Source organism: Pseudomonas sp. GOM7, from assembly GCF_026723825.1.
In the GTDB taxonomy this organism is placed as follows: domain Bacteria; phylum Pseudomonadota; class Gammaproteobacteria; order Pseudomonadales; family Pseudomonadaceae; genus Aquipseudomonas.
The window spans coordinates 1,033,355-1,054,049 of the sequence record NZ_CP113519.1; the positions used below are offsets into that span (position 1 = coordinate 1,033,355).

Sequence of the window (20,695 nt, forward strand, 5' to 3'; positions counted from 1 at the left end):
CCCATTGGGGGGGCGTTGGCGAGGTTGGGGTGTGACTGACCTGGATCAAGTCGCCCGATCTTGAATACGGCGTAATCGTCCTTATCTAGTCTGCATCTCAGCGAGCATCTTTTTTCGGGGATGTTGTCCCGGCTCGCTCTCCTGGAGGAAGGACATTTATGCGTATCGACCGTTTGACCAGCAAGTTGCAACTTGCACTCTCCGACGCCCAATCCCTGGCGGTGGGCATGGATCATGCCGCCATCGAGCCGCTGCACCTGATGCAGGCGCTGCTTGAACAACAGGGCGGCTCCATCAAACCGCTGCTGATGCAGGTGGGCTTCGACATCAACAGCCTGCGCCAGGGCCTGACCCGCGAGCTGGATCAGCTCGGCAAGCTGCAGAACCCCACCGGCGACATCAACCTGTCGCAGGATCTGGCGCGTCTGCTCAACCAGGCCGACCGCCTGGCGCAGCAGAAGGGCGACCAGTTCATTTCCAGCGAACTGGTGCTGCTCGCCGCTATGGACGAGAACACCAAGCTGGGCAAGCTGCTGCTCGGCCAGGGCGTGTCGAAGAAGGCCCTGGAAAACGCCATCGCCAACCTGCGCGGCGGCCAGGCGGTGAATGACCCCAACGTCGAGGAGTCGCGCCAGGCGCTGGACAAGTACACCGTCGACCTGACCAAGCGCGCCGAGGACGGCAAGCTCGATCCGGTGATCGGCCGTGACGACGAGATCCGCCGCACCATCCAGGTGCTGCAGCGGCGTACCAAGAACAACCCGGTGCTGATCGGCGAGCCTGGTGTGGGCAAGACCGCCATCGCCGAAGGCCTGGCTCAGCGTATCGTCAACGGCGAAGTGCCCGACGGCCTCAAGGACAAGCGCCTGCTGTCGCTGGACATGGGCTCGCTGATCGCCGGCGCCAAGTTCCGTGGCGAGTTCGAGGAGCGCCTGAAGGCCGTACTCAACGAGCTGTCCAAGCAGGAAGGGCGCATCATCCTGTTCATCGACGAACTGCATACCATGGTCGGCGCCGGCAAGGGCGAAGGCGCCATGGATGCCGGCAATATGCTCAAGCCGGCCCTGGCCCGTGGCGAGCTGCACTGCGTCGGTGCCACCACGCTGGACGAGTACCGTCAGTTCATCGAGAAGGACGCGGCGCTGGAACGTCGCTTCCAGAAGGTGTTGGTGGACGAGCCGAGCGAGGAAGACACCATCGCCATCCTTCGTGGCCTGAAAGAACGCTACGAGGTGCACCACGGCGTGACCATCACCGACGGCGCGATCATCGCCGCGGCCAAGCTCAGCCATCGCTACATCACCGACCGTCAGTTACCGGACAAGGCCATCGACCTGATCGACGAGGCCGCTAGCCGCATCCGCATGGAGATCGACTCCAAACCCGAGGAGCTGGATCGCCTGGATCGCCGCCTGATCCAGCTCAAGATCGAGCGCGAGGCACTGAAGAAGGAAGACGACGAGGCGACCAAGAAACGCCTGGTCAAGCTGGAAGAAGACATCGCCAAGCTGGAGAAGGAATACGCCGACCTCGACGAAATCTGGAAGTCGGAGAAGGCCGAGGTTCAGGGTTCGGCGCAGATCCAGCAACGCATCGAGCAGGCCAAGACCGAGCTGGAAGCGGCGCGGCGCAAGGGCGACCTCAACCGCATGGCCGAGTTGCAGTACGGCATCATCCCGGATCTGGAACGCAGCCTGCAGATGGTCGACCAGCACGGCAAGAGCGAGAATCAGCTACTGCGCAACAAGGTCACGGACGAAGAAATCGCCGAGGTGGTGTCCAAGTGGACCGGCATCCCGGTGAGCAAGATGCTCGAAGGCGAGCGCGAAAAACTGCTGAAGATGGAAGGTCTGCTGCACCAGCGGGTGATCGGCCAGGATGAAGCGGTGGTGGCCGTGGCCAATGCCGTGCGCCGTTCCCGTGCCGGCCTGGCTGACCCCAACCGGCCGAGCGGCTCCTTCCTCTTCCTCGGCCCGACCGGGGTGGGCAAGACCGAGCTATGCAAGGCGCTGGCCGAGTTCCTCTTCGACACCGAGGAAGCGCTGGTGCGCATCGACATGTCCGAGTTCATGGAGAAGCACAGCGTCGCCCGCCTGATTGGTGCGCCGCCCGGCTATGTCGGCTATGAAGAGGGCGGCTACCTGACCGAGGCCGTGCGTCGCAAGCCGTATTCGGTGGTGTTGATGGACGAGGTGGAGAAGGCTCACCCGGACGTGTTCAACGTGCTGCTGCAGGTTCTGGAAGACGGTCGCCTGACCGACAGCCATGGCCGTACCGTGGACTTCAAGAACACGGTGATCGTGATGACTTCCAACCTCGGCTCCGCGCAGATCCAGGAGCTGGTCGGCGACAAGGAAGCGCAGCGCGCGGCTGTGATGGACGCGGTGAGCAGCCACTTCCGTCCCGAGTTCATCAACCGTATCGACGAGGTGGTGGTGTTCGAGCCGCTGGGCCGCGAGCAGATCGCCGGCATCGCCGAGATCCAGCTAGGGCGCCTGCGTGGCCGCCTGGCCGAGCGCGAGCTCAGCCTGGAGCTGACGCCGGAGGCGCTCGACAAGCTGATCGCCGTCGGTTACGACCCGGTATACGGCGCGCGCCCGCTCAAGCGCGCGATCCAGCGCTGGATCGAGAACCCGCTGGCGCAGCGCATCCTGGCTGGCGATTTCGCGCCGGGTGCGCAGGTCAAGGCCAAGGTGGAGGGCGAGGAGATCGTCTTCGCCTGATCGTGTGCTGCGTAAACACCAAGGCCCGCCAATTCGGCGGGCCTTGTCTTTTGTAGCCCCGATTACATCCGGGCTAAGGGATATGCACGGCCTACTCCCTCTCCCATTTATGGGAGAGGGTTGGGGAGAGGGTGGTTCAGGCGACTCTAGCGTTTCCGGATAAGCCCTCTCCCCCGACCCCTCTCCCGCAAGCGGGAGAGGGGAAACTGGGCTTGCCCCTCAGCAACAACCACCCCAATGCTTCTTCTTCGAGGTATGGCCGATGCCGGGGTTGAAGGTATTGGTTGGATCCAGCTCGCGATAGAAACCGGCCAGCGCCGGCTTAGCCACGTAGAGGTGGCCGACGTTGTGCTCGGCCGGATACTCGGCACGGCGCGCGTCCAGCAACTTCCACATGCGGTGCTCCATCTCGATCGGGTCGATGCCCTTCTTGACGATGTAGTCCTGGTGGAACACATGGCAGAAAAAGTGCCCGTAATAGAGCTTGTGGATGATCTGCTCTTCCATTTCCTGCGGCAGGGTCTCGACCCAGTCGCGGTCGTTGCGGCGCAGGGCGATGTCCAGGGCGAGGATGTCCTCGACGCTGCTGCGATGCGCTTCGCGGTAACGGATGGCGGCGCCGGCGATGGCGAAGCGATGCAGGAAGGCCTTGCGCCCTTCCTCGGCGTCGCACTCGAAGTAGGCGCCGCTGGTGCTGCCGCTGAAATATTCGGCCAGGAAAGCGCGGGTCTGCTCCAGGGTGTCGTTGGATACCCGTACCAGCAAATGATGCTCGTAGCGATCACGGTACTCGCGCATGCGTGCCGGCAGATGGCTGGGCAACAGGTTCATCAGCGCCTGGATCACCTTGTCGGTCACCCCGCGCAGGCCGAAGCGCTCGAAGAAGCCGTCGACCCGGCTCTTCATGGCGAAAGCAGCAGGCACCTTGGCGGTGCCGAAGGTGTTGATCACCAGGAAGGTGTCCTTGCCGTATTTCTCGCCAATGTCGAAGGCGGTGCGGTGGATGTACTCGCCGGCAATTGGCAGGCGCGGCAGCTTGGCCAGCAGGTGGCGGCGCACTTCGGTCAGATCGTGCGGGTCGTTGCTGCCGATGTAGAACACCGTGCTCGGTTCTTTCGGGAAGGTGTCCAGGCGCACGGCGAACAGGCACAGCTTGCCGGCCGAACCGGAGGCCTCGAACAGCCGCGAGGGGTCGGCATTGAAGCGTGCCGGGGTGTCGGCATCGACGTCGCGCACGTGCTCGCCATAGCGTGCATCGGAGGCCTTGGCGGTGTCCTCGTTGCGTACCTGCTGCGGCGTGTAGTCACCATTCTGCAGGCGGGTGAGGATTTCCTCGGGGCTGTCGCCCAGGTCGATCCCCAGGTGATTGACCAGCTCCAGCGAGCCGTCGTCCTTCACCTGTGCATACAGCGCCAGCTCGGTGTAGGCCGGGCCACGGCGCACCAGGGCGCCACCGGAGTTGTTGCAGATGCCGCCGAGCACCGAGGCGCCGATGCAGGACGAGCCGATCACCGAATGCGGTTCGCGGTTCAGCGGTGCCAGCGCCTGTTCCAGGCGATCCAGGGTGGCGCCGGGCAGGCACACCACCTGCTCACCATCGTTGATCAGTTGCACGCCGGTGATGCGCAGGGTGCTGATCAGCACGATCTCGCGGTCGTAGTCCTCGCCATCGGGCGTCGAGCCGCCGGTCAGGCCGGTATTGGCCGCCTGCATGATGACGATGCGGTCGGCTGCTACCGCCGCCTGCAGGATGCGCCACTGTTCCAGCAGCGAGCCGGGGCGTACCACCGCCAGCACATGGCCTTCGCCCGTGCGGTGGCCCTTGCGGAAGCGCCGCGTGGCTTGTTCGTCGGTCAGCACGTGGCTGGCTCCGACGATCTGGCGCATCTGCGTCAGCAGGGCGTCACGGCTAACGGGAGTGGCGACTGCAGCATTCATGGGCTCAACGCTCCTTGACCAGCAGATCCGAGGTGATTTCGCCGATGGACTTGGCGCCGGTCAGCACCATGGCCACGCGCATTTCCTTCTCGATCAGATCCAGCAGGTTGCTCACGCCAGCCCCACCGGCGACTGCCAGCGCGTAGATGAAGGCGCGGCCGAGCAGCACGGTGTCGGCACCGAGGGCGAGCATGCGCACCACGTCCAGGCCGGTACGGATGCCGGAGTCGGCGAGAATCTTCAGCTCGCCCTTGACTGCGTCGGCGATGGCCGGCAGGGCGCGGGCGCTGGACAGCACGCCGTCGAGCTGACGCCCGCCGTGGTTGGAGACGATGATGCCGTCGGCGCCGAAGCTCACCGCATCACGGGCGTCTTCCGGGTCGAGGATGCCCTTGATCACCATGGGGCCGTCCCAGAAGTCACGGATCCACTCGAGATCCTTCCAGGAAATCGACGGGTCGAAATTGTCGCCCAGCCAGCCGATGTAGTCGGCCAGGCCGGTGGGGTTGCCACGGTAGGCGGAGATGTTGCCGAGATCATGCGGCTTGCCCATCACCCCGACGTCCCAGGCCCACTGCGGGTGGGTCATGGCCTGCAGCACGCGGCGCAGCGGCCCGTTCGGGCCGCTCATGCCGGAGTGGGCGTCGCGGTAGCGCGCGCCGGGTACGGGCATGTCCACGGTGAACACCAGTGTCGAGCAACCGGCGGCCTTGGCCCGCTCCAGGGCGTTCTTCATGAAGCCGCGATCTTTCAGCACGTAGAGCTGGAACCACATTGGCCGGTCGATGGCCGGCGCGACTTCCTCGATGGGGCACACCGAGACGGTGGACAGGGTGAAGGGGATGCCCTTGGCCGCTGCGGCCTTGGCTGCCTGCACTTCACCACGGCGCGCGTACATACCGGTCAGGCCCACCGGGGCCAGACCCACGGGCATGGACATCTTCTCGCCGAACAGCTCGGTGGATAGATCCAGCTCGGACATGTTCTTCAGCACGCGCTGGCGCAGCTCGATGTTCGACAGGTCGGCGACGTTGCGGCGCAGGGTGTGCTCGGCGTAGGCGCCGCCGTCGGCGTAGTGGAACAGGAACGGCGGCAGCTTGCGCTGGGCGGCGGCACGGTAGTCGGTGGAGGCAGAAATGATCATGGAGTCATCCTGTTGCTTGAAAAGAGAAAGCCTAGCCTGACGACAGACGCCCCGACGGAGTCGGGGCGGGGGTTACCAGGCGATCAGCGGGCCATCAGCGGATCGCTGACGCCCAGCACGTAGATCGCAATCATGGCGATGATGCCGGTGAGCAGCACGTAGTAGAGGGTCGGCCAGATGGTCTTGCGCAGCGTACTGCCCTCGCGGCCGAGCAAGCCGACGGTCGCCGAAGCTGCCACCACGTTGTGGATCGCCACCATGTTACCGGCCGCTGCGCCAACGGCCTGCACCGCGACGATCAGCGCGCTGGAGATGCCCAGGCTGCTGGCCACACCGAATTGGAACTGGCTGAACATCATGTTGCTGACGGTGTTGGAGCCAGCGATGAAGGCGCCCAGGGCGCCGATGCTCGGCGCCAGCAGCGGATAGATGCCGCCGACGCTGTCGGCTACCCAGCGCGCCATGAGAATCGGCATGCTGGCCAGCTCGGCGCCGTTGACCCCGGAGTTGATCAGGATGCGCACCATCGGCACGGTGAACAGCAGCACGAAGCCGGCGCTGAGCAGCACGCTGGAGGATTCCTTCACCGCCCTGCCCAGTTCGCGCGCCTTCATGCCATGCAGGAAGAAGGTGGCCAGCACCACGGCGACCAGGATACCGCCCGGCAGGTACAACGGCTGGAAGTTGGCGCTGACGCCGGTTTCGCCCAGCAGGTCGGGGAAGTTCACCACCACGGCCTTCAGCGCATTGCCTACATCGGGGAATACGCGGCTGATCACCAACAGCGCGCCGACCAGCACGTAGGGCAGCCAGGCACGCAGGGCGCTCATGGGTTTGGCGGTCAGTTCGTCCAGTTTCATCTCGACGCTGCCCAGCCACTCGCTCGGCCATTCGTTGGCCGGGGCGAAATCCCAGGTCTTCTTCGGCACCAGGAACCCGACACGTGCAGCGCTGGTGACGATGGCCAGACCGATCAGGCCGCCCAGCAGCGAGGGGAATTCCGGGCCGAGGAACACGCCGGTGAGCACATAGGGCACGACGAAGGCCAGGCCAGCGAAAATCGCGAACGGCAGTACTTCCAGGCCGGCTTTCCAGCTTTTCTCCTGACCGAAGAAGCGTGTCAGCATCATCGCCATGATGGTCGGCATGACCACACCGACGGTGGCGTGGATGATCGCCACTTCACTGGTGATCAGTTGCAGGAACTGCGCCCAGGACGAACCTTGCTCCACCAGTTGCGCACCGATGGTGGCGGTGTCCAGGCCGGTGTTGATGCCGACGATGATCGGCGTGCCGACGGCGCCGAAGGACACCGGCGTGCTCTGCACCAGCATGCCTAGAAGCACGGCAGCCATGGCCGGGAAACCGACGGCCACCAGCAGCGGTGCGGCGATGGCCGCTGGTGTGCCGAAGCCTGAGGCGCCTTCGATGAAGCAGCCGAACAGCCAGGCGATGATGATGGCCTGGATACGGCGATCCGGGCTGATGGTGGCGAAACCGGCGCGAATGGCGGTGATGCCACCGGAGTGCTTGAGAGTGTTCAGCAGCAGGATGGCGCCGAAGATGATCCACAGCAGGCCGAGGGTGATCAGCAGGCCTTGCAGGGTCGAGGCCAGAACGCGGTTGAGGGTCATGTCCCAGGCGAACAGACCGACGGCTGCGGTGACCAGGTAAACCAGGGGCATGGCGCGCTTGGCCGGCCAACGCAGACCGATCAGCAGAATGGCGGCCAGCAGGATCGGCGAGAACGCCAGCAGGGCGAGAATTCCATTGGACATTGGCTTTACTCCGCACGAGCGCGCGGCTGGCGCGGCAGGGATGAGGCGTGATCGAACAGGCTTGCAGCGTCTTGGGCTGTCATGGCGTGACCTCGATGGATTGTTGTTCTTGTCGGTTAAATTGGTAATACCAATTTACAAAGTTGCGGGCTCAGGTTAAAAGTTGGCCAATTTTCTGTCAAATCGAGAAGTTAAGACTTTGGTCGTAGGGCGCCGACTTGTTCGTCGGAGAGCTGCGCTATAGGCTTGCGCGACAGGGTCTTGGGGCCTGGTCAAACCATTGGAGAGGCTTGGGATGGAAGTAGGGCAGGTGCGCCAGCGGCGTCTATCGGATGACATCGTCGCGCAACTGGAAACCATGATTCTCGAAGGCACCTTGCGTGCTGGCGAGCGGCTGCCGGCCGAGCGTGCCCTGGCCGAGCAGTTCGGCGTATCCCGCCCGTCGTTGCGCGAGGCGATCCAGAAGCTGGTGGCCAAAGGGTTGCTGGTCAGCCGCCAGGGCGGTGGCAACTATGTGGCCGAAAGCATCGGCGCGACCTTCAGCGACCCGCTGCTGCAACTGCTGGAAAGCAAGGAAGACGCCCAGCGCGACCTGCTGGAGTTTCGCCACACCCTGGAAGGTTCCTGCGCCTATTACGCTGCCAGACGGGCCACCGACCTCGACCGGCAACGCCTGAGCGAGGCCTTCGAGGCGTTGCAGGATTGCTATAACCGCAAGGGCAAGGTGACGCGCGCCGAAGAAGGGGCTGCTGATGCCCGTTTCCATCTGGCGATTGCCGAGGCCAGTCACAATGCCGTGCTGCTGCACACCATCCGGGGCCTGTTCGACCTGCTCAAACGCAACGTGGTGACCAACATCGGCGGCATGTACGCCCAGCGCGAGGAAACTCGCGACATGCTCATCAGCCAGCACCGCGCACTCTACGAAGCCATCCTCGAAGGTCGTGCGGAAGACGCGCGCGAGCTATCGAATCGGCATATCGACTACGTGCAGGAAGTGCTCTCGGAAGTGCAGCTCGAAGCCCAGCGCGTGGCGCGTGCGCAGAGGCGCTTGGGGATATAAGGCGAGCGGCAAGCTGCAAGCCACAAGCTGCAAGTAAGAGCTTGCGTTGCTTTTGGCTTGAAGCTTGTGGCTTGCAGCTTGAAGCTTGAAGCTGCTCCCTAGTCTTCCTTGCCCTTGCTGCGCATGGCGCGCTGGACTTCGCGGTCGGCGTCGCGCTCTTTCTCGACGTGGCGCTTGTCGAAGTCCTTCTTGCCCTTGGCCAGGGCAATTTCGCATTTGACCAGGTGCTGCTTCCAGTACAGCGACAGTGCGACGGCGGTGTAGCCCTTCTGCTGCACGGAGCCGAACAGCTTCTCCAGCTCGCGCTTGTTCAGCAGCAGCTTGCGGGTGCGGGTCGGGTCGGCGATCACGTGGGTGCTGGCGGTTTTCAGCGGGCTGATATGCGCGCCCATCAACCAGGCCTCGTCGTCCTTGAGCAACACGTAGCTGTCGACTAGCTGCGCCTTGCCGGCGCGCAGGCTCTTCACTTCCCAGCCGGCCAGGGCGAGGCCCGCCTCGAACTTCTGTTCGACGAAATAATCATGCAGCGCCTTCTTGTTCAGCGCGATGGTGCCTTGAGGGTGTTTCTTTTGCTTAGCCATAGGGCGCGCATTATAGGGAGTCGCCCGCGCCTGCGCCATGGGGCCGCATGCTCGGTTGCGAGGCGCGCTTGAGCCCATACGGTGAATCTTCGACAATGCGCGATCTTTTTTCCCGCAGTATGGGTATGGCCTCTGATGGCAAACGACAAAGTCTCGATTCACGGCGCATGGGCCAGTCGCTGGGTGTTCATCATGGCGGCGATTGGTTCTGCTGTCGGCCTGGGCAGTATCTGGAAGTTCCCGTACATGACCGGTGTCTACGGTGGCGGAGCTTTCGTCCTGATGTTTCTGGTGTTCATCGTGCTGGTCGGTGTGCCGGTGATGCTGGCGGAAACGCTGATCGGTCGTCGTGCGCGACAAAGTCCGGCCAATGCCCTGCGCCAGTTGGCCGGCGAGGCAGGTCGTTCGCCACGCTGGTCTTGGGTTGCCTTTGCCGGCATGGTCACGGCTCTTCTGATTCTGTCTTTCTATAGCGTGGTGGGCGGCTGGTCGCTGGATTACATCCTGGGGATGGGGCGCGGTGACTTTCAGGGGGTGACGGGTGAAAGGGCTGGTTCCCTGTTCGGCGCCCTGATCAGCGATCCATGGCGGATGATCCTCTGGCATAGCCTGTTCCTGCTGCTGTCGGCATGGGTCATCGCCAGGGGGGTAATCGCCGGTCTGGAGCGCTGCCTGCGGATTCTGATGCCGCTGTTGTTCGTGTTGCTGCTGGTGTTGCTGGGCTATGCCCTCAATAGCGGTCATTTCATGGAGGCTGTGCGTTTCATGTTCTCCTTCGAGCCGGAGCGTCTGGCCGATGGTCTGCTGCCTGCCATGGGGCATGCGTTCTTCTCCCTCAGTGTGGGGGTCGGATCCATCATGGTGTACGGCGCCTACATGCCCAAGCAGGTCTCGATTGGCGGCACGGTGATGATCGTCGCGCTCATGGATACCCTGGTTTCCCTGCTCGCCGGCCTTGCCCTGTTTCCCATCGTGTTCTCCGCCGGGCTCGATCCGGGCGAAGGACCCGGACTGATGTTCGTCACCCTGCCGCTGGCATTCGGCAACGTCACGCTGGGGCAACTGATGGGCGTGGTGTTCTTCATCTTGGTACTGCTGGCGGCCTGGACCTCCGCGATCTCCATGCTGGAGCCAATGGTGGCCTATCTGGTCGAGCGTACGCGGCGTAGCCGTGCGCTGATCACCGCGTTCCTGGCTTTTCTCTGCTGGTTCGTGGGGCTGGGGACGGTGTTTTCCTTCAATATCTGGAAGGATGCGAAGTTCTTCGTCAACGGCCCGCAAGGCTTTCAGCTCTATCAATGGGGGGCCAGTGGTGGGCTGGATTTCTTCGGCGTGATCGATTTTCTGACTTCGCGCCTGATGTTGCCGCTTGGCTGCCTGTGCTTCGTTATCTTCGCTGGCTGGGTGATGGGGCGTGACGCCGTACGTGATGAGTTGGCCATGCGCAACCCGCGTCTGTTCTCCCTGGCTTTTTTCCTGATGCGCTATTTGGCGCCGGCAGGCATCCTCGTGGTGTTTGCCGTCGAGTTGTGGAAGTAACCGCTATGACCACCCGTATTCAACGCTCGGCGTTGCTGCCTTATCCGGCACAGGCGCTGTTCGATCTGGTCAACGATGTGGCCAGCTATCCGCAGTTCCTACCCTGGTGCTCCGGCAGCCAGGTTCTCGAGGTCAGCGAGACGCACATGCGTGCCAGCCTGGACGTGGCCAAGGGCAGCATCAGCCAGCGTTTCGTCACGCGCAACGCGCTGGTGCCGGGGCAGCGGATCGAGATGAATCTGGAAGAAGGTCCGTTCTCCGCTCTCAATGGCGTCTGGGAATTCAAGGCGCTGGGTGACAAGGCCTGCAAGATCAGTCTCGATCTGACCTTCGACTATGCTGGGCCGTTGGTACGCGCTACCCTCGGCCCTCTGTTCAATCAGGCGGCCAACACCCTGGTGGACGCTTTCTGTCAGCGAGCCAAGCAACTCTATGGATAGCCGCAGCATCGCCATCGAAGTGGTCTACGCTCTGGCTGACAGGCAACGCTTGCTGCGCCTGTCAGTGCCGCTCGGCACTACTGTGCGTGAGGCTGCTCTGCGCTCCGGCATGCAGCAGTATTTTCCCGAGCTGGATCTGCAACAGGCGCCGCTGGGGATTTTCGGCAAGGCCGTGGCCAAGCCGGAAGAGCGCGTATTGGAAGAGGGTGAGCGGGTGGAAATCTACCGGCCGCTGATTGCCGATCCCAAGGAGGTGCGCAAACAGCGTGCGGCCAGGGCCAAGGCCAAGGAAGAGGGCGAAGAGTCAGCCTGAGCTTTGCAGGCGCAGATGCAAAAAGCCCGGAATCGCTTCCGGGCCTTTTCGTGTCCGCCTGTTACTGCGCGTCGGTATCCAGCGGTTCTGGCGTCGGTACCGGCACGGTTTCCACCTGATCCACCTCGCGCTGGATCTGCTCCAGCAGCGAGCCTGGGGCGGCAGGCTCGTCCTTTGGTTTGGCGGGTTGAGCGGTGCTGGTGTCGCTGCCAGCGCCCATGATGGCCTGGTCACGGCTGACACCGGGCATGAAGTCACCCGCAAGGCCGATGAGCTGGTCGTTGCCGTCGAACGCCAGGCTGACGCGTTCCTGCTGACGCTCGCCGCCGCCTGGCTGGATGCTGTACAGGTAATCCCAGCGATCAGCGTGGAAGGTATCGGTGATCAGCGGATTGCCCATGATAAACCGCACTTGGCGCCGGGTCATTCCTGGGCGTAGCTGGTCTATCATGTCCTGCGTCACGACATTGCCCTGTTGAATGTCGATCTTGTAAACCCCGGGGAATGAACAACCGGCGAGTGCGAAGAGCCCGGTCAGTGACAGGCTGGTCAGCAAGAGCTTGGTTTTTTGCATCGGAGGGTGACTTCCACTATCTTGGGCATCTTGAACCCCGGATCATACCCGTATTAAGGGAGGCTGCGAAAGCAGCCCCTACGAGAAAGCAGACCATGGTTGAAAATAACGAACTGCGCAAAGCTGGACTGAAAGTGACTCTGCCACGAGTCAAAATCCTGCAGATGCTCGATAATGCCGAGTATCGCCACATGAGCGCAGAAGATGTTTACAAGGCGCTAATGGAGGCGGGTGAGGATGTCGGTCTGGCCACCGTCTACCGCGTGCTGACCCAGTTCGAGGCCGCCGGTCTGGTCGTGCGCCACAACTTCGATGGCGGTCATGCGGTATTCGAGCTGGCCGACAGCGGTCATCACGACCACATGGTCTGCGTCGATTCCGGCGAGGTGATCGAGTTCTTCGATTCCGAGATCGAGAAGCGCCAGAAGGAGATCGTCAAGGAACACGGCTTCGAGCTGGTCGATCACAATCTGGTGCTTTACGTGCGCAAGAAGAGCTGATGCTCTTGCTGCAACGAAAAAGGCGACCTGCGGGTCGCCTTTTTGCTTTGTCATGATCCGGATTGCATTCGGGCCATGTCGTTTCAGGCGGCCTGGGCGCTGGTGACCATCTTGCGCGCATGGGCCAGGGATTCCTCGGTCAGGTCGACGCCGCCGAGCATGCGGGCGATTTCCTCGACGCGGCCGTTCTCGTCCAGCTTGCTCACGGCGGTTGAGGTGGCATCGACGCCGCGCTGCTTGTGCACGAACAGGTGCTGATGCCCCTGGGCGGCCACTTGCGGCAGGTGGGTGACGCACAGCACCTGGCCGCGCTCGCCCAGGCGGCGCAGCAGTTGCCCGACCACTTCGGCGGTGGGGCCGCCGATGCCCACGTCCACTTCGTCGAATACCAGGGTCGGCACGCGTGAGGTCTGTGCGGTAATCACCTGGATCGCCAGGCTGATGCGCGACAGTTCGCCGCCCGAGGCCACCTTGGCCAGACCGCGCAGCGGCTGCCCCGGGTTGGCGCTGACCAGGAACTCTACGGCCTCCAGGCCATTGCCGTTGGGTTCGGCACCGTCCAGGGGTTGTAGCTGGATGCTGAAACGCCCGCCAGGCATGCCCAGCGTCTGCATCTCCTCTTGCACGGCCGTAGCCAGGCGTTCGGCCGCGTTGCTGCGCAGGGCGCTGAGTTCGGTGGCCTTTTCCTGATAGTGACGTTCATAGGCGGCCAGTTCTTCGGCCAGGCGCTCGCCGGCTTCGTCGTCGGCATTGAGGCTTTCCAGCTCCTCGAACAGTTGCTGCTGCAGGGCGGCCAGTTCAGTGGGTTGGATGCGGTGCTTGCGCGCCAGGGTATAGATGGTGTCCAGGCGCTCTTCGAGAAACTGCTGGCGCTGCGGGTCGGCATCGAAGTGATCGACGAAGCGGTTCAGCTCGCCTACGGCTTCCTCCACCTGGATCTGTGCATTGGCCAGCAGGTTGCTGGCTTCGCCCAAGGCACCGCCCTGTCCGGCGAAGGTGCCGAGGCGGTTGAGGCTGGCGGTGAGCGCCGAGAGCACGTTGCCGGCGTCGCTCTCGCTGCACAGGTCGAGTACCTGACGGCAGGCGCCGAGCAGGGCTTCGGCATTGCTCAGGGCCTTGTGCTCCTGCTCGAGCTGTTCCAGCTCGTTCTCGCCTAGGGCAAGGTTCTCCAGTTCTTCGAGCTGGTAGCTGAGCAACTGGTGGCGGGCGCGTTGTTCGTCACTCTGGCTAGAGATGCGTTCCAGCTCGTTGCGCGTCTGCTTCCAGCGTTGCGCGGCGAGCTGCACCTGGCGCGCCAGTTCCTGACTGCCGGCGTAATCGTCGAGCAGGCGGCGGTGAGTGTCACTCTTGAGCAGCGATTGGTGTTCGTGCTGGCTGTGGATGTCGATGATCAGTTCGCCAAGGGCCTTGAGGTCGGCTTGCGGGCAGGGGCTGCCGTTGATGTAGCCGCGTGAGCGGCCCTCGGCGGTGATCACCCGGCGCAGGATGCACGGGCCGTCGTTGTCCAGGTCGCGCTCGGCAAGCCAGGCGCGGGCTTCGGGGATGTCGGCCAGGTCGAAGCTGGCGAGGATGTCCGCCTTGTCCGCGCCGGGGCGCACCACGGCGCTGTCGGCGCGGTCACCCAGGCACAGGCCGAGGGCGTCGAGCATGATCGATTTACCAGCACCGGTTTCGCCGCTGATGGCGCTCATGCCGGCGTCCAGCTCGAGGTCCAGATGGTCGACGATGGCGTAGTTGTGGATGGACAGGTGCACCAGCATGGCGAACGCTCCCGAATTGATGTCTGGTTATTTATACAGTGTTTTTTCTCGTGCTGACAATCCTCCTTTATCGCCCCTTGAAAGCTGTGGAATTGGCTCCATATAGGCGGCAGGTGCGCGGTTCGGATCCGCGCCGATTCATTCGAGAGGAGAGAGGCATGGCTGACGAACAGAACCTGGATACGCAGAACCCCGAGGCGCAGGCGGCCGAGAATGCCGCGTCGAGCGATGATCTGGCGGCTCGCGTGCAGGCCCTGGAAGAGCAGCTAGCAGCGGCGCAGGATCAGTCGTTGCGCATGGCGGCCGAGCTGCAGAACGTGCGTCGTCGCGCCGAGCAGGACGTGGAGAAGGCGCACAAGTTCGCCCTGGAAAAGTTCGCCAACGACCTGCTGCCGGTGGTCGACAGCCTGGAGCGTGGTCTGGAGTTGTCCAGCCCGAACGACGAAGCGCTCAAGGCCGTGCGCGAGGGCATGCAACTGACCCTCAAGCTGTTCATCGACACCCTGGCCCGGCATTCGCTGGAGGCGCTCGACCCGCACGGTGAGCCGTTCAACCCGGAGCACCACCAGGCCATGGCGATGGAAGAGAGCACCAACGTCGAGCCGAACTCCGTGCTCAAGGTGTTCCAGAAGGGCTATCTGCTCAATGGTCGCCTGCTGCGCCCGGCCATGGTCGTGGTCAGCAAGGCACCGACCACGCCGCCGCCGTCCATCGACGAGCAGGCTTGAAATATCCGGGGGCGACCCCATCTCTGAGTCAAGCGTTTTAGTGCTACCGGCGCCTGCGAAACGAGGCGACGGAAAAATCAAAGTTTCGGGAGAACATTCATGGGCAAAATCATCGGTATCGACCTGGGGACTACCAACTCCTGCGTCTCCATTCTGGAAAACGGCAACGTCAAGGTGTTGGAGAACGCCGAAGGCGCTCGCACCACGCCGTCCATCATCGCATATGCCGGCGACGGTGAGATCCTGGTTGGCCAGTCGGCCAAGCGTCAGGCAGTGACCAACCCGCACAACACCCTGTACGCGGTGAAGCGTCTGATCGGTCGTCGTTTCGACGAGGACGTGGTGCAGAAGGACATCGGCCTGGTGCCGTACAAGATCGCCAAGGCCGACAACGGTGACGCCTGGGTCGAAGTCAACGGCCAGAAGATGGCGCCGCCGCAGATCAGCGCCGAAGTGCTGAAGAAGATGAAGAAGACCGCCGAGGACTACCTGGGCGAGCCGGTGACCGAAGCGGTGATCACCGTTCCGGCCTACTTCAACGACAGCCAGCGTCAGGCCACCAAGGATGCCGGTCGCATCGCCGGCCTCGACGTCAAGCGCATCATCAACGAGCCGACCGCGGCTGCGCTGGCCTATGGCATGGACAAGGCCAAGGGCGACCACACCGTGATCGTCTACGACCTGGGCGGTGGTACCTTCGACGTGTCGGTGATCGAGATTGCCGAAGTCGACGGCGAGCACCAGTTCGAGGTACTGGCTACCAACGGTGACACCTTCCTCGGTGGTGAGGACTTCGACATCCGCCTGATCGACTACCTCGTCGACGAGTTCAAGAAAGAAACCGGCATGAACCTCAAGGGCGACCCGCTGGCCATGCAGCGCCTCAAGGAAGCCGCCGAGAAGGCCAAGATCGAGCTGTCCTCGAGCCAGCAGACCGACGTCAACCTGCCGTACATCACGGCAGACTCGACTGGCCCGAAACACCTGAATGTGAAGATTTCCCGCTCCAAGCTGGAGTCGCTGGTCGAGGATCTGGTGCAGCGCACCATCGAGCCGTGCCGCACCGCGCTGAAGGACGCCGGCATCGACGTCGGCAAGATCGACGACGTGATCCTGGTCGGTGGTCAGACCCGCATGCCGCTGGTGCAGAAGACCGTTGCCGAGTTCTTCGGCAAGGAGCCGCGCAAGGACGTCAACCCGGACGAAGCAGTGGCCATGGGTGCTGCCATTCAGGGCGCCGTGCTGGCCGGTGACGTCAAGGACGTGCTGCTGCTGGACGTCTCCCCGCTGACCCTGGGTATCGAAACCATGGGCGGCGTGATGACCCCGTTGATCGAGAAGAACACCACCATCCCGACCAAGAAGTCGCAAGTGTTCTCCACCGCCGACGACAACCAGAGCGCTGTGACCATTCACGTGCTGCAGGGTGAGCGCAAGCAGGCCGTGCAGAACAAGTCCCTGGGCAAGTTCGACCTGGCCGAGATTCCGCCGGCTCCGCGTGGCGTGCCGCAGATCGAGGTGACCTTCGACATCGACGCCAACGGCATCCTGCACGTGTCCGCCAAGGACAAGGCCACCGGCAAGCAGCAGTCCATCGTCATCAAGGCCAACTCTGGCCTGTCCGACGAGGAGATCGAGCGCATGGTGCGTGACGCCGAGGCCAATGCCGAGGAAGACCGCAAGTTCGAGGAGCTGGCCACTGCGCGTAACCAGGGCGACCAACTGGTGCATGCCACCCGCAAGATGATCACCGAAGCGGGCGACAAGGCCACTGCCGACGAGAAGGCCGCTATCGAGAAGGCCATCGGCGAGCTGGAAGTGGCCATCAAGGGTGACGACAAGGCCGCCATCGAAGCCAAGATGAACGCCCTGTCCGAGGCCACCACGCCGCTGGCGCAGAAGATGTATGCCGAGCAGCCGCAAGGTGGTGCTGCCCAGGCGGATGCTGCCGATGCCAAGGATGCCGGCGACGACGTAGTCGACGCCGAATTCGAAGAGGTCAAGGAGAACAAGTAAGGTCAGCGGCCTCGCGCCGCGCCTTCTTTCGCTCCGACCCGTCGTCCGCGGCGGGCAGGATTCGCCGCGCGGGAGCTCTCTCCCGCGTCGGCGTATCTGGAGCTCACGAATCTGAGAGTGCAGCACAACTATGGCAAAACGAGACTATTACGAAATCCTGGGCGTGGAACGCGGCGCCAGCGAGGCGGACCTGAAGAAGGCCTACCGCCGCCTGGCGATGAAGTACCATCCGGACCGCAACCCGGATGACAAAGAGGCCGAAGAGCGCTTCAAGGAGGCCAACGAGGCCTACGAAGTGCTCTCCGATGCGGCCAAGCGTTCGGCCTATGACCAGTACGGTCATGCCGGTGTCGACCCGCAGATGGGTGGCGCTGGCGGTGCCGGTTTCGGCGGCGCCAACTTCTCCGACATCTTCGGTGACGTGTTCAGCGATTTCTTCGGCGGTGGCCGTGGCGGTTCTCGTGGTGGCGCTCAGCGCGGCTCGGATCTGCGCTACACCCTGGAACTGGATCTGGAAGAGGCGGTGCGTGGTACCAACGTGACCATTCGCGTGCCGACCCTGGTCGGTTGCAAGACCTGCGATGGCACGGGTGCCAAGAAAGGCACCAGCCCGGTGACCTGTACCACCTGTGGTGGTATCGGTCAGGTACGCATGCAACAGGGCTTCTTCTCCGTACAGCAGACCTGCCCGCGCTGCCATGGCACCGGCAAGATGATCACCGACCCCTGTGGCAGTTGCCATGGTCAGGGCCGTGTGGAAGAGAGCAAGACGTTGTCGGTCAAGGTACCGCCAGGCGTCGACACCGGCGACCGCATTCGCCTATCCGGCGAGGGCGAGGCGGGTGCCCATGGCGGCCCGGCCGGCGACCTCTATGTGGTGGTCAACGTGCGCGAGCACGCGATCTTCCAGCGTGACGGCAAGCATCTGTACTGTGAGGTGCCGATCAGCTTCGCCGACGCTGCCCTGGGAGGCGAGCTGGAAGTGCCGACCCTTGATGGTCGGGTCAAGCTGAAGATCCCCGAAGGTACCCAGACCGGCAAGCTGTTCCGCCTGCGTGGCAAGGGCGTGGCCCCGGTACGGGGTGGTGCGGCAGGCGACCTGATGTGCCGGGTGGCGGTGGAAACGCCGGTCAACTTGAACAAGCGTCAGCGCGAACTGCTCGAGGAGTTCCGCAAGTCGCTGCAGGGCGACGACTCCCACTCGCCCAAGGCCAGTGGCTGGTTCGAGGGCGTGAAGCGCTTCTTCGGTGACGTTTAATTGAGCATCAAGCGGCAAGCCACAAGCGGCAAGAGGTATTGCGCTTGGCTTGCCGCTTGAGGCCTGCAGCTTGGAGCTGATGTTATGCAACGTATTGCAGTGATGGGCGCCGCCGGGCGCATGGGCAAGACCCTGATCGAGGCCGTGAGCCAGGCCGAGGGCGCCAAGCTCAGCGCGGCCATCGACCGCGCCGACAGCAGCCTGATCGGCGCCGATGCCGGCGAGCTGGTCGGCCTGGGCAAGGTCGGCGTGACCCTGGTGGGTGATCTGGCGGCGGTGGTCGATGACTTCGACGTGCTGATCGACTTCACCCATCCGTCGGTGACCCTGAAGAACCTGGAGGTCTGCCGCCAGGCAGGCAAGGCCATGGTCATCGGCACCACCGGTTTCAGCGTGGAAGAGAAGCAGCGGCTGAGCGAAGCGGCCAAGCAGATTCCCATCGTCTTTGCCGCCAACTTCAGCGTCGGTGTCAATCTGTGCCTGAAGTTGTTGGATACCGCCGCTCGCGTGCTGGGTGACGACGTGGATATCGAGATCATCGAGGCGCACCATCGGCATAAGGTCGATGCGCCGTCCGGCACTGCGCTGCGCATGGGCGAAGTGGTCGCCGACGCCCTGGGGCGTGACCTGCAAAAGGTGGCGGTCTATGGGCGTGAAGGTCAGACCGGCGCGCGCGCGCGCGAAACCATCGGCTTCGCCACCGTGCGTGCCGGCGATGTGGTGGGTGATCACACCGTGCTGTTCGCCGCCGACGGCGAGCGCGTGGAGATCACCCACAAGGCCTCCAGTCGCATGACCTTCGCCAAGGGCGCCGTGCGTTCGGCGCTGTGGCTGGCCGGGCGTGATGCCGCGCTGTATGACATGCAGGACGTGTTGGGGCTTAAATAAGCTGCAAGTCTCAAGCGACAAGCTGCAAGTAAGGGCTTGACTACTCAGGGCGGACTTTTCCGCTGACGAGCTTGCAGCTTGCAGGGGGCGGCCATCCGTATTGCAGCTTGGAATTCGGGTGGACCGAAAAAGGCTTTTCCTGTAAGCTTCCTGTTTTAGTGTGTCCACTAAAAGTTACGCAGAATGGCTCAAATAAAAAAGCGGGATGACCTTCACACGTCATCCCGCTTTTTTACAACCTGCGTTTGCTTCAAGCCTTGATCGAGACGGAGGTCTTCTTGACTAAGCCAGCCCCCAAACCTGCCATTTTGGCCCTTGCTGACGGCAGCATTTTTCGCGGCGATTCCATCGGGGCCGATGGCCAGACGATCGGAGAGGTGGTGTTCAACACCGCCATGACCGGCTATCAGGAAATTCTCACCGATCCGTCCTATGCCCAGCAGATCGTCACCCTGACCTATCCGCACATCGGCAACACCGGCACCACCCCGGAAGACGGCGAATCCTGCAGCGTGTGGGCGGCCGGTCTGATCATTCGTGACCTGCCGCTGATCTCCAGTAGCTGGCGCGACAAGCAGCCGCTGGACGAATACCTGAAAGCCAATGGCACCGTCGCCATCGCCGGTATCGACACCCGCCGCCTGACCCGCATCCTGCGTGAGAAGGGCTCGCAGAACGGCTGCATCCTCACCGGCGCCGATGCCACCGAAGAGAAGGCTCTGGAGCTGGCGCGCAGCTTCCCGGGCCTCAAGGGCATGGATCTGGCCAAGGAAGTCACCTGCGCCACCGCCTACGAGTGGCGCTCCAGTGTATGGAACCTGGAAAGCGACAGCCACCCGCTGATCCCGGCCGAGGATCTGCCGTACCACGTGGTGGCCTACGACTACGGTGTGAAGCTGAACATCCTGCGCATGCTGGTCGCTCGCGGCTGCCGCCTGACCGTGGTACCGGCGCAGACCCCGGCCAGTGAAGTGCTGGCGCTGAAGCCCGATGGCGTATTCCTCTCCAACGGCCCAGGCGACCCCGAGCCGTGCGATTACGCGATCAAGGCGATCCAGGAAATCCTGGAAACCGAGATCCCGGTGTTCGGTATCTGCCTCGGCCACCAGCTTCTGGCCCTGGCCTCCGGTGCCAAGACCGTCAAGATGGGCCACGGCCACCACGGTGCCAATCACCCGGTGCAGGATCTCGACAGCGGCGTGGTGATGATCACCAGCCAGAACCACGGTTTCGCCGTGGACGAGAGCAGCCTGCCGAGCAATGTGCGGCCGATCCACAAGTCGCTGTTCGATGGCACCCTGCAGGGTATCGAGCGTACCGACAAGGACGCCTTCAGCTTCCAGGGCCACCCTGAGGCCAGTCCCGGCCCGCACGACGTCGCCCCGCTGTTCGACCGCTTCATCGAAGCCATGGCCAAGCGCCGCTAAGCCCGCCGACTGACCCAAGGATTCG

The 20,695-nt window shown here is 63.2% G+C and carries 17 protein-coding genes; 11 read left to right on the top strand and 6 right to left on the bottom strand.

The genetic code is table 11. From position 1 onward, the window contains the following. Positions 1-158: 158 nt before the first annotated feature. On the top strand, positions 159-2,723 hold the full coding sequence (gene clpB, locus OU800_RS04675) for an ATP-dependent chaperone ClpB (protein ID WP_268181568.1): 2,565 nt from the start codon (positions 159-161) through the stop codon (positions 2,721-2,723). A 219-nt stretch (positions 2,724-2,942) separates the two neighbouring features. Here the strand turns inward: clpB and dld are convergent, their stop codons facing one another. The 3 genes from dld to OU800_RS04690 all read right to left on the bottom strand — a co-directional run bounded on the left by dld (position 2,943) and on the right by OU800_RS04690 (position 7,583). Then, on the bottom strand, positions 2,943-4,661 hold the full coding sequence (gene dld / locus OU800_RS04680; protein WP_268181571.1) for a D-lactate dehydrogenase: 1,719 nt from the start codon (positions 4,659-4,661) through the stop codon (positions 2,943-2,945). A gap of 4 nt (positions 4,662-4,665) precedes the next feature. Then, entirely contained in the window at positions 4,666-5,805 is a 1,140-nt protein-coding gene (gene lldD / locus OU800_RS04685; protein WP_268181573.1) for an FMN-dependent L-lactate dehydrogenase LldD, read from the bottom strand. Positions 5,806-5,888: 83 nt separating this feature from the next. Next, positions 5,889-7,583, bottom strand: a complete 1,695-nt coding sequence (locus tag OU800_RS04690; protein WP_268181575.1) for an L-lactate permease — start codon at positions 7,581-7,583, stop codon at positions 5,889-5,891. A 295-nt stretch (positions 7,584-7,878) separates the two neighbouring features. Here OU800_RS04690 and OU800_RS04695 point away from each other — a divergent pair, with 295 nt between their 5' ends. Continuing rightward, on the top strand, positions 7,879-8,646 hold the full coding sequence (locus OU800_RS04695) for an FCD domain-containing protein (RefSeq protein ID WP_268181577.1): 768 nt from the start codon (positions 7,879-7,881) through the stop codon (positions 8,644-8,646). A 98-nt stretch (positions 8,647-8,744) separates the two neighbouring features. Here OU800_RS04695 and smpB read toward each other — a convergent pair whose 3' ends face one another. Next, the gene (gene smpB, locus OU800_RS04700; RefSeq protein WP_268181579.1) at positions 8,745-9,227 is read right to left on the bottom strand and encodes an SsrA-binding protein SmpB; all 483 of its coding nucleotides are present in this window, start codon (positions 9,225-9,227) and stop codon (positions 8,745-8,747) included. 135 nt (positions 9,228-9,362) lie between these two features. Between smpB and OU800_RS04705 the strand changes: the two genes are divergently transcribed. The 3 genes from OU800_RS04705 to OU800_RS04715 are packed head-to-tail and all read left to right on the top strand — an operon-like array spanning position 9,363 to position 11,519. Beyond that, a complete protein-coding gene (locus tag OU800_RS04705) occupies positions 9,363-10,766 on the top strand; it encodes a sodium-dependent transporter (RefSeq protein ID WP_268184190.1) in 1,404 nt (467 codons plus the stop codon). Positions 10,767-10,771: 5 nt separating this feature from the next. Beyond that, the gene (locus tag OU800_RS04710) at positions 10,772-11,206 is read left to right on the top strand and encodes a type II toxin-antitoxin system RatA family toxin (RefSeq protein ID WP_268181581.1); all 435 of its coding nucleotides are present in this window, start codon (positions 10,772-10,774) and stop codon (positions 11,204-11,206) included. After that, a complete protein-coding gene (locus OU800_RS04715) occupies positions 11,199-11,519 on the top strand; it encodes an RnfH family protein (protein WP_268181583.1) in 321 nt (106 codons plus the stop codon). The genes OU800_RS04710 and OU800_RS04715 overlap by 8 nt, the downstream gene beginning before the upstream one ends. Positions 11,520-11,580: 61 nt before the next feature. Here OU800_RS04715 and OU800_RS04720 read toward each other — a convergent pair whose 3' ends face one another. Next, positions 11,581-12,093 (bottom strand): outer membrane protein assembly factor BamE, encoded by a 513-nt coding sequence (locus tag OU800_RS04720; protein ID WP_268181585.1) that lies wholly within the window; start codon positions 12,091-12,093, stop codon positions 11,581-11,583. A 95-nt stretch (positions 12,094-12,188) separates the two neighbouring features. Here OU800_RS04720 and fur point away from each other — a divergent pair, with 95 nt between their 5' ends. After that, positions 12,189-12,593 carry a ferric iron uptake transcriptional regulator gene (gene fur, locus OU800_RS04725; protein ID WP_268181587.1) on the top strand — a complete coding sequence of 135 codons (405 nt, stop codon included), beginning with the start codon at positions 12,189-12,191 and terminating at the stop codon, positions 12,591-12,593. Between the two features lie 83 nt (positions 12,594-12,676). On the opposite strand, the gene recN is transcribed toward fur, so the two are convergent. Beyond that, positions 12,677-14,353 carry a DNA repair protein RecN gene (gene recN / locus OU800_RS04730; RefSeq protein WP_268181589.1) on the bottom strand — a complete coding sequence of 559 codons (1,677 nt, stop codon included), beginning with the start codon at positions 14,351-14,353 and terminating at the stop codon, positions 12,677-12,679. Positions 14,354-14,511: 158 nt separating this feature from the next. Here recN and grpE point away from each other — a divergent pair, with 158 nt between their 5' ends. From grpE to carA, 5 genes are all read left to right on the top strand, one after another. After that, on the top strand, positions 14,512-15,081 hold the full coding sequence (grpE, locus tag OU800_RS04735) for a nucleotide exchange factor GrpE (protein WP_268181590.1): 570 nt from the start codon (positions 14,512-14,514) through the stop codon (positions 15,079-15,081). A gap of 99 nt (positions 15,082-15,180) precedes the next feature. Next, positions 15,181-17,097, top strand: a complete 1,917-nt coding sequence (gene dnaK, locus OU800_RS04740; protein ID WP_268181592.1) for a molecular chaperone DnaK — start codon at positions 15,181-15,183, stop codon at positions 17,095-17,097. Positions 17,098-17,227: 130 nt separating this feature from the next. Then, positions 17,228-18,355, top strand: coding sequence for a molecular chaperone DnaJ (gene dnaJ, locus OU800_RS04745; RefSeq protein ID WP_268181594.1), 1,128 nt, complete (start codon positions 17,228-17,230; stop codon positions 18,353-18,355). A gap of 84 nt (positions 18,356-18,439) precedes the next feature. After that, positions 18,440-19,243: a 4-hydroxy-tetrahydrodipicolinate reductase gene (dapB, locus tag OU800_RS04750; protein ID WP_268181596.1), complete on the top strand. Its 804-nt coding sequence runs from the start codon at positions 18,440-18,442 to the stop codon at positions 19,241-19,243. A gap of 278 nt (positions 19,244-19,521) precedes the next feature. Further along, positions 19,522-20,670, top strand: a complete 1,149-nt coding sequence (gene carA / locus OU800_RS04755; RefSeq protein ID WP_268181598.1) for a glutamine-hydrolyzing carbamoyl-phosphate synthase small subunit — start codon at positions 19,522-19,524, stop codon at positions 20,668-20,670. Positions 20,671-20,695 lie beyond the last annotated feature (25 nt).